Origin of the sequence: Enterobacter sp. BRE11 (genome assembly GCF_031844285.1) — a bacterium.
Classification (GTDB): Bacteria; Pseudomonadota; Gammaproteobacteria; order Enterobacterales; family Enterobacteriaceae; genus Pantoea.
Window position 1 is genome coordinate 1 of the sequence record NZ_JAUZUX010000004.1, and the last position, 19,738, is coordinate 19,738.

The window sequence follows — 19,738 nt, forward strand, 5'->3', positions numbered from 1 at the left end:
TCCGTAATCATCCATGAGAGATTACGGATTTTCACACAGCCACCGGATCGTTCAACCGATCATTTCTGCCTTAACTGATCGGCATTAGGCCAGGCGCCCGGTTTTTTTATGGCTGCAAAAGCGGATCAGTGGTGCGGCGTGCGGCGGCAGCGCTCGTCATAATGGCGGTGCCAGAAGTAGCGGTCTTCGATTTTTTCGCGCCCGCTGACGCGCGCACCGGCGAGCCACAGCAGCGCGCCGATAAAGATGCCGAGGATGGCACCCTGTGCCAGCAGCGCCGGCATCTGAATGCTCGGCAATTGATTCAGCACGGAAAAGATGATGCTGGAGACCATCACGACCAGTCCCACGATCATCAGGGCGTTTCCTGCTTTGCGACAATGTTGATGTTTCATCATTCACCTCTGTCCATATGAACAAGCCAGACAAACCGCACATAATGTTAACTTGTCATAAGCTTAGGCAATGACCCGCGGACAAATTGCGTCCAGGATCACAAACTCTACTAAATGCTGGCCTGCATTCACCTTCAGAAGCTTGATTTAAATAACAAAATAGTTAATCACGTGACGTAACCATATCGCTTTAGCTAAGTTTGTTCTCTTCCCTGCCGCGAAGTACACTAACGCCTTTTCACCACCTGAGCAGGATAATCATCGTGAGCAGCATTAAACTGATTGTGGGCCTGGCCAATCCCGGCGCGGAGTACGCCGCCACGCGGCATAACGCAGGCGCCTGGTATCTCGATTTACTGGCGGAGCGTCATAATCAGTCGCTAAAAGAAGAGGCGAAATTCTTCGGCTATACCGCGCGTATCAGCCTGGCGGGCGAAGATGTGCGTCTGCTGGTGCCGACCACCTTTATGAACCTCAGCGGCAAGGCCGTGGCGGCGATGGCGACCTTTTTCCGCATCGCGCCGGAGGAGATTCTGGTGGCGCACGATGAGCTCGATCTGCCGCCTGGCGTCGCGAAGTTCAAACAGGGCGGCGGTCATGGCGGCCACAACGGCCTGAAAGACATCATCAGCAAGCTGGGCAACAACAATAACTTTCACCGCCTGCGCATCGGCATCGGCCATCCGGGCGATCGCAACAAGGTGACGGGATTTGTGCTGGGCAAGCCGCCCGCCAGCGAGCAGAAGTTGATTGACGACGCCATTGATGAAGCGGCGCGCTGTACCGAAGTGTGGCTGAAAGAGGATCGCCTGAAGGCGATGAACCGGCTGCACGCGTTCAAGGCGAGCTAAACGCCCTGCCCGCGCGATTTCTGTGTATAATGCGCCAAATTTTTCGTTTCCGGCAATGCCTGCAGCAGGCGTTGCACCTCAAGTTAGAAGGGTAACCAACCATGGGATTCAAATGCGGTATCGTGGGCCTGCCGAACGTCGGTAAATCCACCCTGTTCAACGCGCTGACTAAAGCGGGCATCGAAGCGGCTAACTTCCCCTTCTGCACCATTGAGCCCAACACCGGCGTGGTGCCGATGCCGGATCCGCGCCTTGATCAGCTGGCGGAGATCGTCAAACCGCAGCGCCTGGTGCCGACCACCATGGAGTTCGTCGACATCGCGGGCCTGGTGAAAGGTGCGTCGAAAGGTGAAGGCCTGGGCAACCAGTTCCTGACCAACATCCGCGAAACCGAAGCGATCGGCCACGTGGTGCGCTGCTTTGAGAACGAGAACATCATTCACGTCGCGGGCAAAGTGGATCCGGCGGAAGATATCGACGTCATCAACACCGAACTGGCGCTCTCCGATCTGGAAACCTGCGAGCGTGCCATTCAGCGCGTGCAGAAAAAAGCCAAAGGCGGCGATAAAGACGCGAAGGTCGAGCTGGCCGCGCTGGAGAAGTGCCTGCCGCATCTGGAAAACGCCGGTATGCTGCGCGCGCTGAAGCTGGACGCCGATGAGAAAGCGGCAATCCGCTACCTGAGCTTCCTGACGCTGAAGCCGACCATGTATATCGCCAACGTCAACGAAGACGGTTTCGAGAACAACCCTTACCTCGACCAGGTGCGCGCCATCGCCGAAGCGGAAGGCTCCGTGGTGGTGCCGGTTTGCGCCGCCGTTGAGTCAGATATCGCCGAGCTGGACGATGAAGATCGCGCCGAGTTCATGGCCGAACTGGGTCTGGAAGAGCCGGGCCTGAACCGCGTGATCCGCGCCGGTTACGCCCTGCTGAACCTGCAGACCTACTTTACCGCGGGCGTGAAAGAAGTGCGCGCCTGGACCATCCCGGTTGGCGCGACCGCGCCGCAGGCGGCGGGCAAGATCCATACCGACTTCGAGAAAGGCTTTATCCGTGCGCAGACCATCGCGTTTGAAGACTTTGTCGCCTATAAAGGCGAACAGGGCGCGAAAGAAGCGGGCAAGATGCGTTCTGAAGGGAAAGAGTACATCGTTAAAGATGGCGATGTGATGAACTTCCTGTTTAACGTCTGAGCCGCGGTTGTCTGATGAGGGGCCAGCGCCTCTCATACAAACCGCTCGATATAAAAATCCACGCCTGCGCGTGGATTTTTTTGCCCGCAAAAGAGACCGACCAATCAGTATGCTGTAACTAAGTAGAGCTATACTCTATCCCCCTCACCCCGCTTCGCGCTAAAACCCTTTGCAAAGCCCACCAGAAAGGGATAATACCCCACCGCTTTCCGACAAAGGACCGACGATGCGCGATACCCCGCAAGGCTACCGGACCCGCAAAAAACCTATGAAGCTCAGCACGCTGGTGACGCTGATGATCGGCGCGGTCGTCACCTTCGTGCTGCTCAGCGTGCATTTGCTCTACTTTTTTCAGATCGGCAACGCCACGCAGAAGCAGCTGGAGGATAAGGCGATGGCCGTGGCGCGCACCCTGGCGGACGTGCCCGCCATCCAGCAGGCGCTGGGCGGGCCGCCGGACGCCGGCATTATCCAGCCTATTGCCCGCGCGGCGCAGCAGCACAATAATCTGCTGTTCGTGGTGGTGACCAATATGCAGGGCATCCGCTACTCTCACCTCAATCCGGCGCTGATTGGCCAGCACTTTATCGGCGACGATATCAATCCGGCGCTGCAGGGCAAAGAGAACGTCTCGGTAAATCGCGGCTCGCTGGCGGAGGCGCTGCGCGTCTTTACGCCGGTTTATAACGCGCAGCAGAGGCAGATAGGCGTGGTGTCGATAGGCATCTCGCTGGAGGCGGTCAGCGATCAGATCAACCAGAGCCGCTGGAGCATTATCTGGACCATCCTGATCGGCGCGCTGGCGGGCGCGCTGGGCACGCTGGCGCTGGTGAAAACCCTGAAGCGCATCCTCTTCGGGCTCGAACCCTGGGAGATCTCCTCGCTGTTCGAGCAGCGCCAGGCGATTCTGCACTCCGTCAAAGAGGGCGTCATCGCGGTGGACGCTCATGCAGAGGTGTCGCTGATCAACGAGGCGGCGAAAAAGCTGCTGACGGAGGAGAGCTCCGGCAGCATGGAGGAGGCCAGCGTTATTCACGCTCAGCTGCAGGAGACGCTGGCCACCGGCCGCGCGCGGCGCGACGAAGAGCTGAATATCAACGGCCACGTGCTGCTGAGCAACACCGTGCCGGTCTACAGCCAGCAGCGGCTTATCGGCGCGGTCTGCACCTTCAGAGATAAAACCGAAATCACGCGGCTGCTGCAGCGCCTGAGCGGCATGGTAAACTACGTCGACGCGCTGCGCGAGCGCTCGCATGAGTTTATGAATAAGCTGCACGTGATCCTTGGCCTGCTGCACATGAAAAACTATGCGCAGGTCGAAGCCTATATTTTAAAAACGGCGAACAACTACCAGACCGAAATCGGTTCGCTGCTCGACAAAATCAAGTCGCCGGTGATCGCCGGCTTCCTGCTGAGTAAAATCAATCGCGCCTCGGACAGCGGCCATCGTCTGACGCTGAGCGACGCCAGCTTCCTGCCCGATATCGGCAACGAGCAGCAGATCGCCGTGCTGATCACCGTGCTCGGCAATCTGATCGAGAACGCGCTCGACGCGCTGGGCAGTGAACACAACGGCGATATCCATGTGATGCTGCACTACCAGAACGGCTGGCTGGCGTGTGAGGTCAGCGACGACGGGCCCGGCATCCCGACCAACCAGCTGGATGCTATCTTTGACAAAGGCTTTTCAACCAAAGGTGAGGAGCGCGGCGTCGGGCTTTATCTGCTGAAGCAGCAGACGGAAAGCCTCGGCGGCAGCGTCAGCGTGGAGTCGGAACCCGGCGTATTTACCCAATTTTTTGTACAACTTCCCTGGGATGGAGGCAACAAAACCGCATGATCAATGTGTTAGTGGTCGATGATGACGCTATGGTCGCCGAGCTGAATCGCGTTTACGTCGGGCAGGTGCCGGGCTTTCACTGCGTCGGCACGGCGTCGACGCTGCAGCAGGCGAAAGAGATGATCCTTCACAGCGAGCCCGCCGTGGATCTGGTGCTGCTCGATATCTACCTGCAGCATGAGAACGGACTGGATCTGCTGCCGGAGCTGCGCGAGGCGAAGCAGCCTGTTGAGGTGATCATTATTTCATCCGCCGCCGACGCCGCCACCATCAAAACCTCGCTGCACTACGGCGTGGTGGATTATCTGATCAAACCCTTCCAGTTCCCGCGTTTTGAAGAGGCGCTCACCAACTGGCGGCAGAAGAAGTCGCTGATGGATAACCATCTCTACTACCAGCAGGCGGAAGTTGACCAGCTGATCCACGGCAATCCGCCCACCACCAACGACAGCAAGCGGCTGCCGAAAGGGCTGACGCCGCAGACGCTGCGCACCCTCTGCCAGTGGATCGACGCCCATCCCGGCAGCGAATTCTCTACCGACGAGCTGGCGGCGGAGGTGAATATCTCGCGCGTCTCCTGCCGCAAATACCTGATCTGGCTGGCGCAGATCAATATCCTCTTCACCAGCATTCACTACGGCGCGACCGGCCGTCCGGTCTATCGCTACCGCCTGCAGCCGGAATACCATTCGCTGCTCAGGCAGTACTGCCAGTAGTCAGCCGGTAGCGGCGGTCGTACAGACGAAACGCGAACTGACGCGACGAGGAGCAGAGCACCTGCTGGTCGCGCGTCACGAATATCGCCTCAATGTGCGGCGCGTCGCGCAGCGCCGCGAGGCTCTGCTCCACCCCCAGCCCGTAGAGCAGCGTGGTGTAGATGTCGCCATCTATCGAGCGGTCGGAGATCATCGTGACGCTCAGCAGTTCATTGTCGAGCGGATAGCCGCTACGCGCGTCGAGGATATGGTGATAGAGACGCCCGTCCAGCTCGAAGTAGCGCTCGTAGACCCCAGAGGTCACCACCGATTTTCCCGCTACCTCGATCACGCCGATTAACTCGTCAGCCTGGCCGAACGGCGCTTTCAGGCCGACAGCCCATCCAGCGGCCTGCGGCGGCGCGCCGAGCGTCTGTACGTTGCCGCCAAGGTTAATCAGCGCCCTTTCCACCCCCTGCTGGCGCAGAAAACTGCGCACCAGGTCGGCGATATAGCCTTTGGCGATGGCGCCCAGGTCAATCTCCATGCCAGGCTGGCGCAGAAACACGCTGCACCGCGCGGGATCCAGCACCACCTCGCGCGGATCGGTCAGCGCCATCAGCGTTGCCAGCTCGCCCTGCGGCGGCACGCTGCGCCCCTGAAAGCCGATCTTCCAGCGCTTGACCAGCGGTCCGATGGTGAAATTGAACAGGCTGTGCGGCAGCAGGCTCACCTGGTGCGCGCACTGGATGAGGTCGAACAGGTCGCGGCTGACGCAGACCGGTTCTTTGCCAGCGGCGTGGTTAATCGCCATCACCTCGGAGTGGGCGCGGTTGACGGTGAGGATATTCTCCTGATGGCGGATAAGGCGGAAGACCTGCGCGGCCAGCGCCGCATTATCCTCGAAAAGCTTAAGCAGAATGGGCGAACCCATCAGAACTGCGGAATAGGCGTAAACGCCTTCGTCGGCTGACATACTCGCCTCGACTGTTGAAGTGGGCCGGCAACGGCGTGCCGGGTCTGTTACCCGGTGCGCCGTCACCGACAGCGGACTAGCCGCGCGCCAGCGCCGCCGCGTTACGTCCGGCAAGGATACCAAAGATGATAATATCCGCCACGGCGTTGCCGCCGATACGGTTGGCGCCGTGGATGCCGCCGACCACTTCCCCCGCCGCCCAGGCGCCGCGAATCACCTGTTTGTTGCTGTCGAGCACCGCGGTGTCGGTATTAATGGTCACGCCGCCCATGGTGTGATGCACCCCAGGCGCGATGCGGATGGCGTAGAACGGCCCCTGATTTAGCGGATGACGCAGCGCGGTGGTGCGGCCGAAATCCTCATCCTTCTGATCCACCACGAACTGGTTGTAGCGCGCCAGCGTCTCCTCAAGGGTGGTGTGCTCCATATTCAGCTTCACCGCCAGCTCGCCCACGGTCGGCGCGCTGATCACAAAGCCTTTGGCGAGATACTCATCGGCCGCTTTATTGTTGGCCCGCACCTGCTCGTCGAAGAGCACCCAGGCGCTTTTCTCCGGCAGCGCGATAATCTGCGCGGAAACCTTGTCGCGGGTCTCCATCTCGTTGAAGAAGCGCCTGCCCGCCTGCGACACCAGGATGGCGCCGCCGCCGCGAATCGATTCAGAGATCAGATAGGAGGTGGTCTGCTCGACGGTCGGATGGATCTGGATTTCGCCCATATCCACGGTATCCGCGCCCAGCTTCTGCAGCATGGCGATACCGCTGCCGGTCGCGCCTTTGTGGTTGGTGGTCACGAAGCCATCCAGCTCAGGGCGGTATTTCACCACCATCTCGCGGTTGGCGCTGAAGCCGCCGGTGGCGACAATCACGCTTTTCGCATAGAGGATGCGGCTGTCGTAGTACTCATCCACCACCTTCACGCCGGTTACCGCGCCGTTCTCGGTGAGGATCTCAGCGACCGACGTATCCAGCAGCACCTCGATATTGCGCTTGTTGATGTTTTTCACCAGCCCGCTGATCAGGTAGCCGCCTACCGCCGAACGGTCCGCCGGGCGGTGGGTGCGGTCGATGCTCATGCCGCCGGTGATGGTGATATCGTTCAGCTCGATGCCGTGATCCGCCAGCCAGTCGATCGCCTCCGGCGCCAGCTCGACGAACTCGCGCAGCAGCACCGGGTTATTTTTATGCTGGCCCCCTTTCAGCGTCTCCTGATAGAAGAGCTCTTTGCTGTCTTTGATGCCCTTCATCGCCTGGAAGCGGGTCTCCGCCGCGTTCATGCCCACCGAGGCTTTGATGGTGTTGCCGCCGATGGTCGGCATCTTCTCGATGATCACCACGCGCGCGCCTTCGTCGTGCGCCTGGATTGCGGCCGCCAGGCCAGCGCCGCCGCTGCCGATCACCACCACGTCGTAGTTCTGCGGCGCAGCGGGGTTGCCGCCCTCTTCAATCACATACTCTTTGCTGGAGGTGGAGAGCGCGCGCGATACCGCTTTTTTCAGCGCCTCGCTCTGGGTGGTGGCGCCGCTGATGGCGTCGACATGCGGGCTGTTAGCCACCAGAATACGGTTACGCAGGCTTTCAAAGGTCTCGGTAAAATCGACGTCCAGCGTATCGTCCGGCACCATCGAAATATCGGTGATGCGGTCGGTATCCAGGGTGACGTTGATTTTGAGCTTCAGCGCTTCCGCCTCGACTTTCTCCTGATAGACGCCCGCCTTGTATTTGCGGCCCGGCGCGCTGACTTCGCGGATCATCGCGTCCACCAGCGAGAAGCGCCACAGCGGCTCCGGGATCATCAGCGCTTCGCGCTGGGTGCTGTCGATATAGAGGTCGAGATGCTCGTTGTTCAGCACGCGATCCGCCCAGTCCGGATAGGCGATGCAGGCTTTGCCGATCGCCACTAAATCGTAGCCGTGCTCCAGCGCCCCCTCTACGTCGGCTTTGTTCACCACGCCGCCGACGCCGATCACCGGCACCTTCGCCAGGCGTTCGGAGCGCTGCGCAATATATTTATCGATCAGCGGCGTCGGGTCGCGGGTATCGACGATAGAGGGACGCAGCAGCTGGCCCATGGAAAAGTGCACGTAGTCGAGGCCGCGCTCCGCCAGTTTTTCCAGCAGATAGAGCGTGTCGGCAAAGCGAATGCCGGGCACTTCGATCTCTTCCGGCGAGAAGCGATAGCCGATGATAAAGGTGTTGTGCGCGATGCGCTCCGCCATTTTATGGGCGATATCCAGCACCGCCAGCGGGAAACGGGCGCGGTTTTCGCGGCTGCCGCCCCACTTGTCGTCGCGCTGGTTAGAGTTAGGGGAAAAGAACTGCTGAATCAGATAGGTGTTGGCGCCGTGCAGCTCAACGCCATCGAAGCCCGCCTTGATGGCGCGGTTTACCGCGTCGCCAAATTTGGTAATCATCACCTCGACGTCATCGGCGGTCAGCGCCTGTGGCGTGGTGGCGCCTTCGCGCGGTGCGGCAATGGCGCTGGGACCCACCGGCGTTTTGCCGCCGATCAGCCCCGGTTCCACCATACGACCGCCGTGGTAAATTTGCAGGATAGCGGTTGAGCCCTGCGATTTAATCGCGTCGGCGATTCGCGCAAGCCCAGGGATCTTGTTGTCGCTGTCGATGCCGATAGCGCCGGGAAAAGCGGGACCTTTGTTATCGATAAAGCAGGACTCGACGATAACCGTACCCAGCGTGCCTGCGCGTGCGCGATAGTACTCCACAAGCTCGCTGGTCACGGTGCCGTCGTAGAATCCTGTACAGGTAGTCATTGGCGCCATGACCAGCCGATTTTTTAATACCGCGCCGTTGGGCAACGTCAGCGGATTTAAAAGCGGGGTGCGAGTATTCATTTAGATTAACTCCGGAAATTAAAAGCTGAAGAATTCTGCGGACGGGGCACTCTGGCGATAATTAAAAGGTCCGGCTTGATGCCACTAATATACCAGTAACTTTGGCTACACAAGTAATGAATATAGTTTTAAAACTTTTTGAATTAGCAGGGCTATTTATTTTGCAAAGGCGACTATTTTAGTTATAGTAATGTTAGCGAAAGCGCTGAAAAAATCAAATTAGTGTTAAATTAAAAAATTAACCTATACTTTTCAGAGAGGTAAAAGGCGCAGGATTTGCAGAAAAAAACGCCATCACCGTTATTTTTCACTTAGGATTCTTCTTAAGAGCTCAGAATGAATTTTAACGCCGTTAATGCAATTAAAAGCCAGACTCACTCTTTGATCTAGATCAAAATTTACTATTATGGCTGGCGCATCATATAGCCATTAAGCAAAAGTTTATTTAATAAAGTTGTCACATGAAGACGTTATTCAATAAGGTTTTGCTGAGGCGTTCTCCGCGCGAGAATAATAAACAGCGCATCAACAAAGCCGACACCCTCTTCTTTTTAACTTGCAGACCTTCACTATGAACATGAAAACGACGCTGAACGAAGCCGCGCAACCTGCGCCCGTCCCGCCGCCGGGACAACATAAACGCTGGATCATGCTGGCCCTGCCTGTCGTGGTCGCCGCCCTGCTGCTGCTGGTGCCCACACCCGCCGGACTTGAACCTTATGCCTGGCACTTTTTCGCCATTTTCGTCGGCGTGATTGTCGGCCTGATCTTCGAGCCGCTGCCGGGTGCGGTCATCGGCCTGACCGGCGTGGTGGTTATCGCCCTCTTCAGCCAGTTCGTGCTGTTTAGCCCCGCCGAGCTGGCAAAGCCGGGCTTTAAGGTCGCCACCGAGGCGTTTAAATGGGGCGTCAGCGGCTTCGGCAACTCCACCGTCTGGCTGATTTTCGGCGCCTTTATGTTTGCCGCCGGCTACGATAAAACCCAGTTCGGCCGCCGTCTGGCGCTGATTCTGGTGAAGTATCTTGGCCGTCGCAGCCTGACGCTCGGCTACGCCATTACCTTCGCCGATCTGCTGCTGGCGCCATTTACCCCGTCGAACACCGCGCGCAGCGGCGGCACCATCTACCCGATTATCGCCAACCTGCCGCCGCTCTACGGCTCTAAACCCAACGACCCGAGCGCGCGCCGCATCGGCTCCTATCTGATGTGGGTCGCCATTACCGCCGCCTGTATCACCAGCTCTATGTTCCTGTCGGCGCTGGCGCCGAACCTGCTGGCGCTGGCGCTGGTGAAAAGCGTCGTGGGCTTCGATATCTCCTGGGGCATGTGGTTTCTCGCCTTCCTGCCGCTCGGCGTGCTGCTGATCCTGACCATGCCGCTGCTGGCGTACTGGCTCTATCCGCCGGAGGTGAAGGTCAACGACGAAGTGCCGCGCTGGGCCACCGCCGAGCTGCAAAAGCTGGGCAAACTGTCGCGCAACGAGATTCTGCTGCTGATTTTCGTGGTGTGCGCGCTGCTGATGTGGATTTTCGCCACCGCCTGGATCGAGCCTGCAATGGCTGCGCTGCTGGTTATCATACTGATGCTCTGGACCGGCGTGCTGAACTGGAGCGACATCACCAGCAACAAAGCGGCGTGGAACACCTTCGCCTGGTTCGCCACGCTGGTGGCGCTGGCGGATGGCCTGGCGCGCGTCGGCTTTATCGCCTGGCTGGGCAAAGAGGGCGGCATGCTGCTGCAGGGTTACGACCCTCAGGTCTCCGCGGTGGTGTTGCTTATCGCCTTCTATCTGCTGCACTACCTGTTCGCCAGCACCACGGCGCACACCACCGCCCTGCTCCCCGCGATGCTGACTATCGCCGCGGCGATCCCAGGCATCAATATGCCGGTGTTCTGCCTGATGCTCTGCACCTCGCTTGGCGTGATGGGGATTATCACCCCTTACGGCACCGGCCCCAGCCCGATTTACTACGGCAGCGGCTATCTGCCGACCAAAGACTACTGGCGTCTGGGGACCATTTTTGGCCTGCTGTTCCTGGTGCTGCTGATGCTGATCGCCTACCCGTGGATGGTATTGATGTTCTAAAGCAGGCGACGAAACAGGTTAATAAAGTGTAAAATCCTTTCCCTGCAGCTTACGCCAGCCGCGTTCCGCGCGGCTGGCGGAATAAAAACCAACAATATTTGCGGCTGTCTGCCTCGCGCTGCGCGAGTCGTCGCCGCCGCATAAGTGAGCCGAGATGTCGAACAAACCTTTCTACTATCAAGAGCCCTTTCCGCTGTCCCACGATGATACCCAGTACTATCTGCTGACGCGCGAGCACGTCTCCGTCGCCCGCTTTGAAGGCGAAGAGGTGCTGAAGGTCGATCCCAAAGCGCTGACCCTGCTGGCGCAGCAGGCATTTCACGACGCCTCTTTTATGCTGCGTCCGGCGCACCAGCAGCAGGTCGCCGCTATCCTCGCCGACGATGAAGCGAGCGAGAACGATAAATATGTCGCCCTGCAGTTTTTGCGCAACTCAGAGATCGCCGCCAAAGGGGTGCTGCCGACCTGCCAGGATACCGGCACGGCGATTATTATGGGCAAAAAAGGCCAGCGCGTCTGGACCGGCGGCGGCGACGAAGCCGCCCTGTCGCAGGGCGTCTATAACACCTTTATCGAAGACAACCTGCGCTATTCGCAGAACGCCGCGCTCGATATGTATAACGAGGTGAACACCGGCACCAACCTGCCGGCGCAGATCGATATCTACAGCACCGACGGCGACGAATATAAGTTCCTCTGCATCGCCAAGGGCGGCGGCTCAGCCAACAAAACCTATCTCTACCAGGAGACGAAAGCGCTGCTTTCGCCCGGCAAGCTGAAGAACTATCTGGTGGATAAGATGATGTCGCTCGGCACCGCCGCCTGTCCGCCCTATCACATCGCGTTCGTGATCGGCGGCACCTCGGCGGAGGCGACGCTGAAGACCGTGAAGCTCGCCTCGACGCACTACTACGATAGCCTGCCGACCAGCGGCAACGAGCATGGCCAGGCGTTCCGCGATCTGGCGCTGGAGCAGGAACTGCTGGCGGCGGCGCAGCAGCTCGGCCTCGGCGCGCAGTTCGGCGGCAAATATTTCGCGCACGATATCCGCGTGATCCGCCTGCCGCGCCACGGTGCCTCCTGCCCGGTGGGCATGGGCGTCTCCTGTTCGGCGGACCGCAATATCAAAGCGAAGATCAACCGCGACGGCATCTGGATTGAGAAGCTGGAGGACAACCCGGCGCAGTATATTCCGGAAGCGCTGCGCCAGCAGGGCGAAGGCGGCGTCGTGAGCGTCGATCTTAACCGACCGATGAAAGAGATTCTGGCGCAGCTCTCCGCTTATCCGGTCTCGACGCGTCTGTCGCTGAGCGGCACCATTATCGTGGCGCGCGATATCGCGCACGCCAAACTGAAAGAGCGTATCGACAGCGGCGAAGGGCTGCCGCAGTACGTGAAAGATCACCCGATCTATTACGCCGGTCCGGCGAAAACGCCAGAAGGCTACGCCTCAGGCTCGCTCGGCCCGACCACCGCTGGCCGCATGGATTCCTACGTCGATCTGCTGCAGTCGCACGGCGGCAGCATGATTATGCTGGCGAAGGGCAACCGCAGCCAGCAGGTGACGGACGCCTGCCATAAGCACGGCGGGTTTTATCTCGGCAGTATCGGCGGCCCGGCGGCGGTGCTGGCGCAGCAGAGCATCAAAAAGCTGGAGTGCGTGGAGTATGCCGAGCTGGGGATGGAGGCGATCTGGAAGATTGAGGTTGAGAATTTCCCGGCGTTTATCCTGGTGGACGACAAAGGCAACGACTTCTTTAAGCAGATTCAGGACAGCAGCTGCGCGCGCTGCGTGAAATAGCACTGAAGCACACTCTTAAAAACCGCACCACGTTTTGATAAGCGGGCGGCAGGGTCTGAAGAGCAAAGCGTCCCGCGACAAGGATGTCGCGGGCCGAGCGAGCATGGATGCCTTGAGCGACTTTGCGATCAGACCCTGCCGCCCGCGTCTGCGCAACGGCCAAAGGCGCCCTTACTGCAAACTATCTTTACCAGAAACGCGGCACTTCCGCTGCATCGCTCGCTTCTCCCGCCCGCAGTCGAGCGGCACCCTCGCCATCGCGCAGCGAAACCGGCAGATTAACCGCAATGATGCTGTACTCCAGTCCGTCCAGCACCTCGTCATGTTCAGTCAGCACGTTATAAAATTCGTTCATCAACATTCCTTATTCAGTTCGGCCTCAGGCCCGTCAGGAACCACCGTCCTGACCATGCCATTGCAATCTTACAGGGCGATGACAGTTAACAATGGGTCGAAAAAACGCGAAATGCGCCGGGATTAATATGAAACAAAAACGGCGCGTTGCCCAGAGAGCAGCGCGCCGCAGATTGCGAAATCAGAAGAAACCGAGCGGCTGAACGCTGTAGCTCACCAGCAGGTTTTTGGTCTGCTGATAGTGGTCCAGCATCATCTTGTGCGTCTCGCGTCCGATGCCCGATTTTTTATAGCCGCCGAAAGCGGCGTGCGCCGGATAGAGGTGATAGCAGTTGGTCCAGACGCGCCCCGCCTTGATGGCGCGACCGACGCGGTAGGCGCGGTTGATATCGCGCGTCCAGACGCCGGCACCCAGCCCGTAAATCGAGTCGTTGGCGATAGCGATCGCTTCCGCCTCATCCTTAAAGGTGGTGATGCCGACCACCGGCCCGAAAATCTCCTCCTGAAAGACGCGCATGCTATTGTCGCCCTTCAGCAGCGTCGGCTGAATGTAGTAGCCGCTGGCGAGCGAGCCTTCCAGCGTCTCTACGCCGCCGCCGGTCAGCACCTCTGCCCCTTCCTGACGCGCAATCTCCAGATAGGAGAGGATCTTGTCGAACTGCTGCTGCGACGCCTGCGCGCCGACCATGGTTTCGCTGTCCATTGGATCGCCGCGCTTGATGGTTTTGATGCGCTTCATCACCGCCGCCATAAAGGGCTCGTAGATGGACTCCTGCACCAGCGCGCGCGACGGGCAGGTACACACCTCGCCCTGATTCAGGAAGCCGAGCACCACCCCTTCAGCCGCCTTCTCGATAAAGCTCTCCTCCGCCTGCATGATATCTTCAAAGAAAATATTCGGCGATTTGCCGCCCAGCTCGACGGTCGAGGGGATCATGCTCTTCGCCGCCAGCTCGAGAATATGGCCGCCGGTCGCCGTGGAGCCGGTAAAAGCTACTTTGGCGATGTCGGGATGAGAGGCCAGCGCCTCGCCCGCCTCTTTGCCGTAGCCGTGCACCACGTTCAGCACGCCGGGCGGCAGCAGATCTTTGATCAGCTCGACAAACAGGGTAATGCTCAGCGGCGTCTGCTCGGCGGGCTTCAGCACCACGCAGTTGCCCGCGCCCAGCGCTGGTGCCAGCTTCCATGCCGCCATCAGCAGCGGGAAGTTCCAGGGGATAATCTGCGCCACCACACCGAGCGGCTCATGGAAATGGTAGGCGGCGGTAAACTCGTCGATCTCGGCGGCCGTGCCCTCCTGGGCGCGCACGCAGCCGGCGAAATAGCGGAAATGATCCACCGCGAGCGGCATATCGGCGGCCAGGGTTTCGCGCACCGGCTTGCCGTTATCCCAGGTCTCATTCACCGCCATATATTCCAGATTTTGCTCCAGCCGATCGGCGATCCTGAGCAGCGCCAGCGATCGCTGCTGCGGCGAGGTTTTACCCCAGGCTTCGGCGGCGGCGTGCGCGGCGGCGACCGCTTTATCCACATCCGCCTTGTCCGAGCGCGGGAATTCCCCCGCCACCGAACCGTTGACCGGCGACGTGTTGGTAAAGTAGTTGCCGTTCACCGGCGTCACAAATTCGCCGTTAATGAAGTTGCCGTAGGTTTTCTGCAGCTGAATCAGAGAACCCTGTTCCCCGGGAGAGGCGTAACGCATGGTGAATCTCCTTAACATGGCTGGAATCGAAACAACAATGAAACTTGCTGTTAACAATGAATGAACAAACCCAGCCTGTCAGATGTTGCAGTCGGAAACTGTGACCGCCGCAAAGGAAAAGCGCGCCGTCCGTGCGCACGGATAATTCTGAGAATAAGCCGAGGCGGCAAAAAAAAGCGAAACCTCAGGCCGAAACAGGGTCAACAGAAAAGGTTAATCACAGGAGAGAGTGACATGCTGGCTTCGGCTTTTACCCTTATGCGCGCAAAAGCAGACTTTATACATCAGTTTATTCGCCATCCGCGCAAGATGGGCAGCATTACGCCCTCGTCGGCGGCGCTGTGTCGCGCCATGAGTGACAGCGTCTGCTGGCGCAGCGCGCTGCGCGTCGCTGAACTGGGTGCGGGCGACGGCGTGCTGACGCGTCATCTGCTGGCGCGCATGCAGCCGCAGGCGACACTGGATGCGTTTGAGATCAGCGCGCCGCTGGCGGATAAGCTGCGCGCGCTGGAGGATGCGCGCCTGCAGGTGCGCAACTGTTTGGCGGCCTCTCTGACCGGCGAATATGACGCGATCTTTTCCGGCCTGCCGCTGCTGTCGCTGCCGCCGACGCTGCGCGACGAGATTCTGCGCGCCGCGTTCAATGCGCTCGGCCCGGGCGGCCTCTTCGTGCAGTTTCAGTACACCTCGATTACCCAGCCCGATCTCTCGCGCTACTTTATCTGGCAGCGTCAGCGGGTGCTGAAAAACGTGCCGCCCGCCTGGGTTTATCGCTGTCGGCGCAGCTACGCGCCCTGAGCCTGGCTCGCCTGCGGGCGCGTCTGCAGCCAGAACGCCGTCAGCAGCTGCCGCGCCCAGTCCGCGCCCTCAATATCCGCGCCGCTGTCGCTGACGCCCGGAGGCAGGCAGGCGCTCATAATGCGGCGTGAGAATTCCGGGTGAAACTGCACCGACAGCGCCTGCGGCGAGTAGCGCAGGATCTGACAGGGATCTTTCTCCGAGGTGGCCAGCACCTGCGCCTGCGGCGGCGGGGCGATCACCGACTGACGATGCGACAGCCAGGCGCTGAAGCGTGCCGGCAGCGCCGAAAGCAGCGCATCGCGCTGCATCGCCGGGTTGCACGTCAGCGGCAGCAGGCCGCGCTCCCAGCCGTTAGGGTTGTCCGCCACCTTCCCGCCCAGCGCGTAGGCCATCAGCTGGTGTCCGTAGCAGACGCCCAGCAGCGGCAGCTCAGCGTCGATCGCCGCCCTTACCCACGCCGCGCTGCGCTCGCTCCACTCGGCGTGGTCAGTTACCATCGCCCAGGAGCCGCTCAGGATAGCACCGCTGATCTGGTCAAACTGCGGCAGCGATTCGCCAAGGTGCGGGCGCACAATGAGGTACTCATCAGGTTGCAGATCAAGCGCGTCAATAAACCAGCGCGGCTGCTCGCCGATACGTGCGGCAACCTCGGCAGGCGGGACTTCTAACTGAATCAGGGCAAGGGGCAAAACGGAAGTGGATGTCATACCGAATCGGATCCTCTACGGGTGAACGTCTCGGTGAGTCAGTCTGACAGCAAAGCGGCGCCCTGTCTTATGATTTTCCTGCTGCTGTCATAACAGAAAAATATTTGTCATCGCCTGTCGGCCTCTCCCCCCTTCGTGCCATCATTAGAGCGTGGCGAAAAACAACAGCGAAGGACGGGATTGTGGCTCTGCGGCATTTTTTTCTTATCTTGATGGTGGTTTCTATCTGGGCATTCAATAACGTGGCGGTGAAGTGGGGCCTGCTGGAGCTGCCGCCGCTGTTTCTCACCTGCATGCGCTTTGTGGTGGTGGCGATTGTGTTGATCCCCTTCTGCCGCATCACCCGCCAGCAGCTTCCCTGGCTGCTGGCGCTCGCCTTTACCTTCGGCTTTATGCACTTCTCGCTGCTGTTCGTCGGCATGCGCTATACCGACGCCGGCACCGGCGCGATTGTGGTGCAGCTCGGCACGCCGATCGCCATGCTGCTGGCGATGGCGGTGCTGAAAGAGCGGCTGAGAGCGATTCAGCTGGTCGGCATTGCCATCTCCCTGTGCGGCGTGGCGGTGCTCTCCGGCAGCCCGACCATCCCCGCCTGGTGGGTGCTGGCGATCCTGCTCTGCAGCGCCACCGGCTGGGCGGTCAGCAACCTGATTGTGAAAAAATCGCCGCCGATCAAGCCGCTGACCATGACCGGCTGGATCGCCTTTCTGGCGGTGCCCATCGTCGGCCTGTCGAGCTTCGTGATGGAGTCGCACCAGTTCTACGCTCTGAGCCAGGCGGGATGGCGCGGCTGGTTCGGCATTCTCTACAGCGCGCTCGCCTCGTCGATTGTTGCCTATACCCTCTGGTATGGGCTGCTGAAGCAGTACAACGTCAATCTGATTATGCCCTACTCGCTGCTGACGCCGGTGCTGTCGGTGCTGATGGGCATCGTGGTGCTGGGCGACAGCCTCAACAGTTTTAAAATCATCGGCGCCTCGCTGGTGGTGTGCGGCACGGCGATAGCGGTTATCAATCTGCGCAGCCTGCGCATGCACGCGCGCTTTCCGCGTCTGCGTCGCCGCTGAAAAAGCGGTGCTATGCTCTGGATACCGTCTGTTTCTGGAGAATGCTTATGGATTATCAGCTTGCCGCGTCGCTGTGGCAGCAGCTGTGGCAAGGATTGCGTGGCCCCGGCGACGCAACCGCCCCACCTACTTTTCTTGATACCGCGACCTTCTCATCCGCTTTCGCCGTCAGCGAGCTGGCGGCCGCCAGCATCGGGCTGGCAACCCAGGCGACGGCGGATTTTATCGGCGCCCGCCAGCCGGTGAGCGTCAATGTACGCCTCGCCTCGCGCTGGTTTCAGACCAGCTTCTTTCCCCGCAATCGCCCTGCGCCCGCGCTGTGGGACGCCTTTGCCGGCGACTATCGCAGCGCCGACGGCTGGATCCGCCTGCACACCAACGCGCCGCCGCATCGCGCGGCAATGGAGCGCGTACTGGGCCAGCATCCTGACCGCGACGCGCTGGCGCGGCAGGTGGCGCGCTGGCAGGCTGACGCGCTTGAGCAGGCGGTGGTCGACGCAGGCGGCTGCGCCGCAACGATGCGTGGCGAACAAGCGTGGCGGCAGCATCCGCAGGGCCAGGCGGTGCGCGAAGAGCCGCTGATCGCCTGGCGACAGGGCGCCGCTGCGCCCGCGCGCATCTGGCCGATGCTCGCCGCGCGACCGCTGCTCGGCGTGCGGGTGCTGGATCTGACGCGCGTCATCGCCGGGCCGGTAGCGACCCGCTTTCTCGCCAGCCTCGGCGCGCAGGTGCTGCGTCTCGACCCGCCCGGCTGGCGCGAGCCGACGCTGGATGAAGAGATCGCCTGCGGCAAACGGCGCGCCGTGGTAGACTTTAAAACGGCGGCAGGCCGCGAGACGCTGCGCGCGCTGCTGCAGCAGGCGGACGTGCTGGTGCACGGCTATCGCGCCGATGCGCTGGAACAGCTGGGATTCGACGCCGAGGCGCGCGCCCGGCTGGCGCCCGGCCTGGTGGACGTGAGTCTGAACGCCTGGGGCTGGCACGGCCCGTGGCGCAACCGCCGCGGCTTCGACAGTCTGGTGCAGATGGCGTGCGGCATCGCCGAGAGCGGTATGCGCTGGTCGCAAAGCGAGAAGCCAACGCCGCTGCCGGTACAGGCGCTCGATCACGCCACCGGTTATCTGATGGCCGCCGCGGCGTTGGAGGGACTGCGCCAGCGCCACACGACCGGCCACGGCGTGGAGGCGCGGCTGTCGCTGGCGCGTACCGCCCTGCTGTTGCAGCAGCATCCCAGCCGGGACGCGGCTCTGTCAGCGGAAATTAAAGCGCATGCGCACGATACGCTGCCGACGGTGGAGCTGACGCCCTGGGGCATCGGAGAACGGCTGCGCGCCGCTGCGCGGCTGCCCGGCACGCCGCAACTCTGCGCCACGCCGGGCTACGAGGCTGGCACGCACCCGGCGTGCTGGTAAAGGAGCGGGCGGGGTCAGGCGTCGCCGCCCTCTTCGTCGGCCTCGTTCAGCTCATCCCACATCGCCTGGATAGCCTCACGGCTGAGCATCGCCAGCGTGCGGTAGAAGGCGGTGGTGGCGTGCGCCTCGACCTTGCCAAGAAAGGCGCCGCACCAGGGGAGCAGATAGCTGTCGAACAGGGCGCACTGCGCCGCGCTCTCATCTTCCGCCGACTGATCTTCCAGCCAGGAGGCCGCCAGCATCAGCACGCCGAAGTGGTCGGCGGGCGCGTCGCTGAGCGGCATGCCGCGCGAGGCGAGAAAGGCGCGCACCTCCGGCTCCGGCTTGCCTTCCGGCCACTGTGAGGCGTAAGGCGGCACCTTACAGTCGGGGCCGACGAACAGCGCGTTGTAATCCGCCGCCAGCGCCTGCGGATCGCTGTTCTGCTGCAGGCGCTGCAGCAGTTCGTCCTGCTCAAGCGGCCACTGCGCGCCAAGTTTGCCCTCGCGCAGCAGCGTAAACAGCGGAACCAGCAGCGGATCCTGCGGCTGACGGTTAAACAGGGAGCCGATCACGCGGCAGAGGATGGAAAACTCGTTCATGCACTATTCCAGAGGCAAAAGGGTTAGAAATCCGCCAGTTCGGCAATCTGCTTGCCGGTACGCTGCTCCAGAAAATCGAGCAGGCGGCGCGGCGTGACATTTAACACGCGATCCTCGGGAAAATCCACTGCGCGCGTGATGCGCAGGCAGTGCTCGAAGTCGCCCAGGGTAAACGCGGTGTGGGAGTCGGAGCCGAAGGCCAGTTTGCCGCCCGCGTCGCGCACCGCTTCGGCGATGGCGCGGCAGTTCGGCTCGCTGCCGGGACGTGAGGTGGCAAAGAGGCAATTATTGATACATCCCGTTCCAGGCGCACGCGGAAATACCATGAAATAAACCGTCTTATCTCTGATTTCTTATGCACAAGACTAAGGCACAGAGCAATCATCATCCTTACTTCCTGATATTTCCTGTTGAACAATTTAA

General features: G+C 60.6%; 16 protein-coding genes and 1 pseudogene. 9 read left to right on the top strand and 8 right to left on the bottom strand.

From position 1 onward, the window contains the following. Positions 1-125: 125 nt before the first annotated feature. Positions 126-395, bottom strand: coding sequence for a stress-induced protein YchH (gene ychH, locus Q9R34_RS05190; RefSeq protein WP_434125433.1), 270 nt, complete (start codon positions 393-395; stop codon positions 126-128). 263 nt (positions 396-658) lie between these two features. Between ychH and pth the strand changes: the two genes are divergently transcribed. The 4 genes from pth (at position 659) to dcuR (ending at position 4,995) form a co-directional block, all read left to right on the top strand. Further along, positions 659-1,246 carry an aminoacyl-tRNA hydrolase gene (pth, locus tag Q9R34_RS05195; RefSeq protein WP_033747682.1) on the top strand — a complete coding sequence of 196 codons (588 nt, stop codon included), beginning with the start codon at positions 659-661 and terminating at the stop codon, positions 1,244-1,246. 101 nt (positions 1,247-1,347) lie between these two features. After that, a complete protein-coding gene (ychF, locus tag Q9R34_RS05200; protein WP_434125431.1) occupies positions 1,348-2,439 on the top strand; it encodes a redox-regulated ATPase YchF in 1,092 nt (363 codons plus the stop codon). A gap of 226 nt (positions 2,440-2,665) precedes the next feature. Continuing rightward, complete coding sequence (locus Q9R34_RS05205) at positions 2,666-4,279, top strand: sensor histidine kinase (RefSeq protein WP_485892643.1); 1,614 nt, start codon at positions 2,666-2,668, stop codon at positions 4,277-4,279. Beyond that, on the top strand, positions 4,276-4,995 hold the full coding sequence (dcuR, locus tag Q9R34_RS05210; RefSeq protein ID WP_033747696.1) for a two-component system response regulator DcuR: 720 nt from the start codon (positions 4,276-4,278) through the stop codon (positions 4,993-4,995). The genes Q9R34_RS05205 and dcuR overlap by 4 nt, the downstream gene beginning before the upstream one ends. Here the strand turns inward: dcuR and Q9R34_RS05215 are convergent. Together Q9R34_RS05215 and Q9R34_RS05220 are read right to left on the bottom strand one after the other, a co-directional pair. Continuing rightward, positions 4,976-5,950 carry an FAD:protein FMN transferase gene (locus tag Q9R34_RS05215; RefSeq protein WP_485892645.1) on the bottom strand — a complete coding sequence of 325 codons (975 nt, stop codon included), beginning with the start codon at positions 5,948-5,950 and terminating at the stop codon, positions 4,976-4,978. The genes dcuR and Q9R34_RS05215 overlap by 20 nt on opposite strands. Before the next feature lie 76 nt (positions 5,951-6,026). After that, positions 6,027-8,804 (bottom strand): flavocytochrome c, encoded by a 2,778-nt coding sequence (locus Q9R34_RS05220; protein ID WP_485892647.1) that lies wholly within the window; start codon positions 8,802-8,804, stop codon positions 6,027-6,029. Between the two features lie 577 nt (positions 8,805-9,381). Here Q9R34_RS05220 and Q9R34_RS05225 point away from each other — a divergent pair. Both Q9R34_RS05225 and fumA read left to right on the top strand, forming a co-directional pair. After that, entirely contained in the window at positions 9,382-10,890 is a 1,509-nt protein-coding gene (locus tag Q9R34_RS05225) for an anion permease (protein WP_434125533.1), read from the top strand. Between the two features lie 154 nt (positions 10,891-11,044). Continuing rightward, positions 11,045-12,691: a class I fumarate hydratase FumA gene (fumA, locus tag Q9R34_RS05230; RefSeq protein ID WP_434125424.1), complete on the top strand. Its 1,647-nt coding sequence runs from the start codon at positions 11,045-11,047 to the stop codon at positions 12,689-12,691. Positions 12,692-12,878: 187 nt separating this feature from the next. Here the strand turns inward: fumA and Q9R34_RS05235 are convergent, their stop codons facing one another. Beyond that, positions 12,879-13,046 carry a hypothetical protein gene (locus tag Q9R34_RS05235; RefSeq protein WP_485892649.1) on the bottom strand — a complete coding sequence of 56 codons (168 nt, stop codon included), beginning with the start codon at positions 13,044-13,046 and terminating at the stop codon, positions 12,879-12,881. Between the two features lie 180 nt (positions 13,047-13,226). Continuing rightward, positions 13,227-14,747, bottom strand: a complete 1,521-nt coding sequence (exaC, locus tag Q9R34_RS05240) for an acetaldehyde dehydrogenase ExaC (RefSeq protein WP_434125420.1) — start codon at positions 14,745-14,747, stop codon at positions 13,227-13,229. A gap of 234 nt (positions 14,748-14,981) precedes the next feature. On the opposite strand from exaC, the gene Q9R34_RS05245 reads away from it, so the two are divergent. After that, a complete protein-coding gene (locus Q9R34_RS05245) occupies positions 14,982-15,545 on the top strand; it encodes a class I SAM-dependent methyltransferase (protein ID WP_485892652.1) in 564 nt (187 codons plus the stop codon). Here the strand turns inward: Q9R34_RS05245 and Q9R34_RS05250 are convergent. After that, a complete protein-coding gene (locus Q9R34_RS05250; RefSeq protein WP_485892653.1) occupies positions 15,533-16,255 on the bottom strand; it encodes a glutamine amidotransferase in 723 nt (240 codons plus the stop codon). The two genes, Q9R34_RS05245 and Q9R34_RS05250, sit on opposite strands and share 13 nt — an antisense overlap. A gap of 182 nt (positions 16,256-16,437) precedes the next feature. Between Q9R34_RS05250 and Q9R34_RS05255 the strand changes: the two genes are divergently transcribed. Continuing rightward, the gene (locus Q9R34_RS05255; protein ID WP_048784790.1) at positions 16,438-17,322 is read left to right on the top strand and encodes a DMT family transporter; all 885 of its coding nucleotides are present in this window, start codon (positions 16,438-16,440) and stop codon (positions 17,320-17,322) included. 47 nt (positions 17,323-17,369) lie between these two features. Further along, entirely contained in the window at positions 17,370-18,734 is a 1,365-nt protein-coding gene (locus Q9R34_RS05260) for a CoA transferase (RefSeq protein ID WP_485892655.1), read from the top strand. Between the two features lie 14 nt (positions 18,735-18,748). Here the strand turns inward: Q9R34_RS05260 and Q9R34_RS05265 are convergent, their stop codons facing one another. Further along, positions 18,749-19,315, bottom strand: a complete 567-nt coding sequence (locus Q9R34_RS05265) for a TorD/DmsD family molecular chaperone (protein WP_485892657.1) — start codon at positions 19,313-19,315, stop codon at positions 18,749-18,751. 23 nt (positions 19,316-19,338) lie between these two features. Continuing rightward, a pseudogene (locus tag Q9R34_RS05270) lies at positions 19,339-19,608 on the bottom strand (phosphatase); the annotation flags it as partial. Positions 19,609-19,738: the final 130 nt, after the last annotated feature.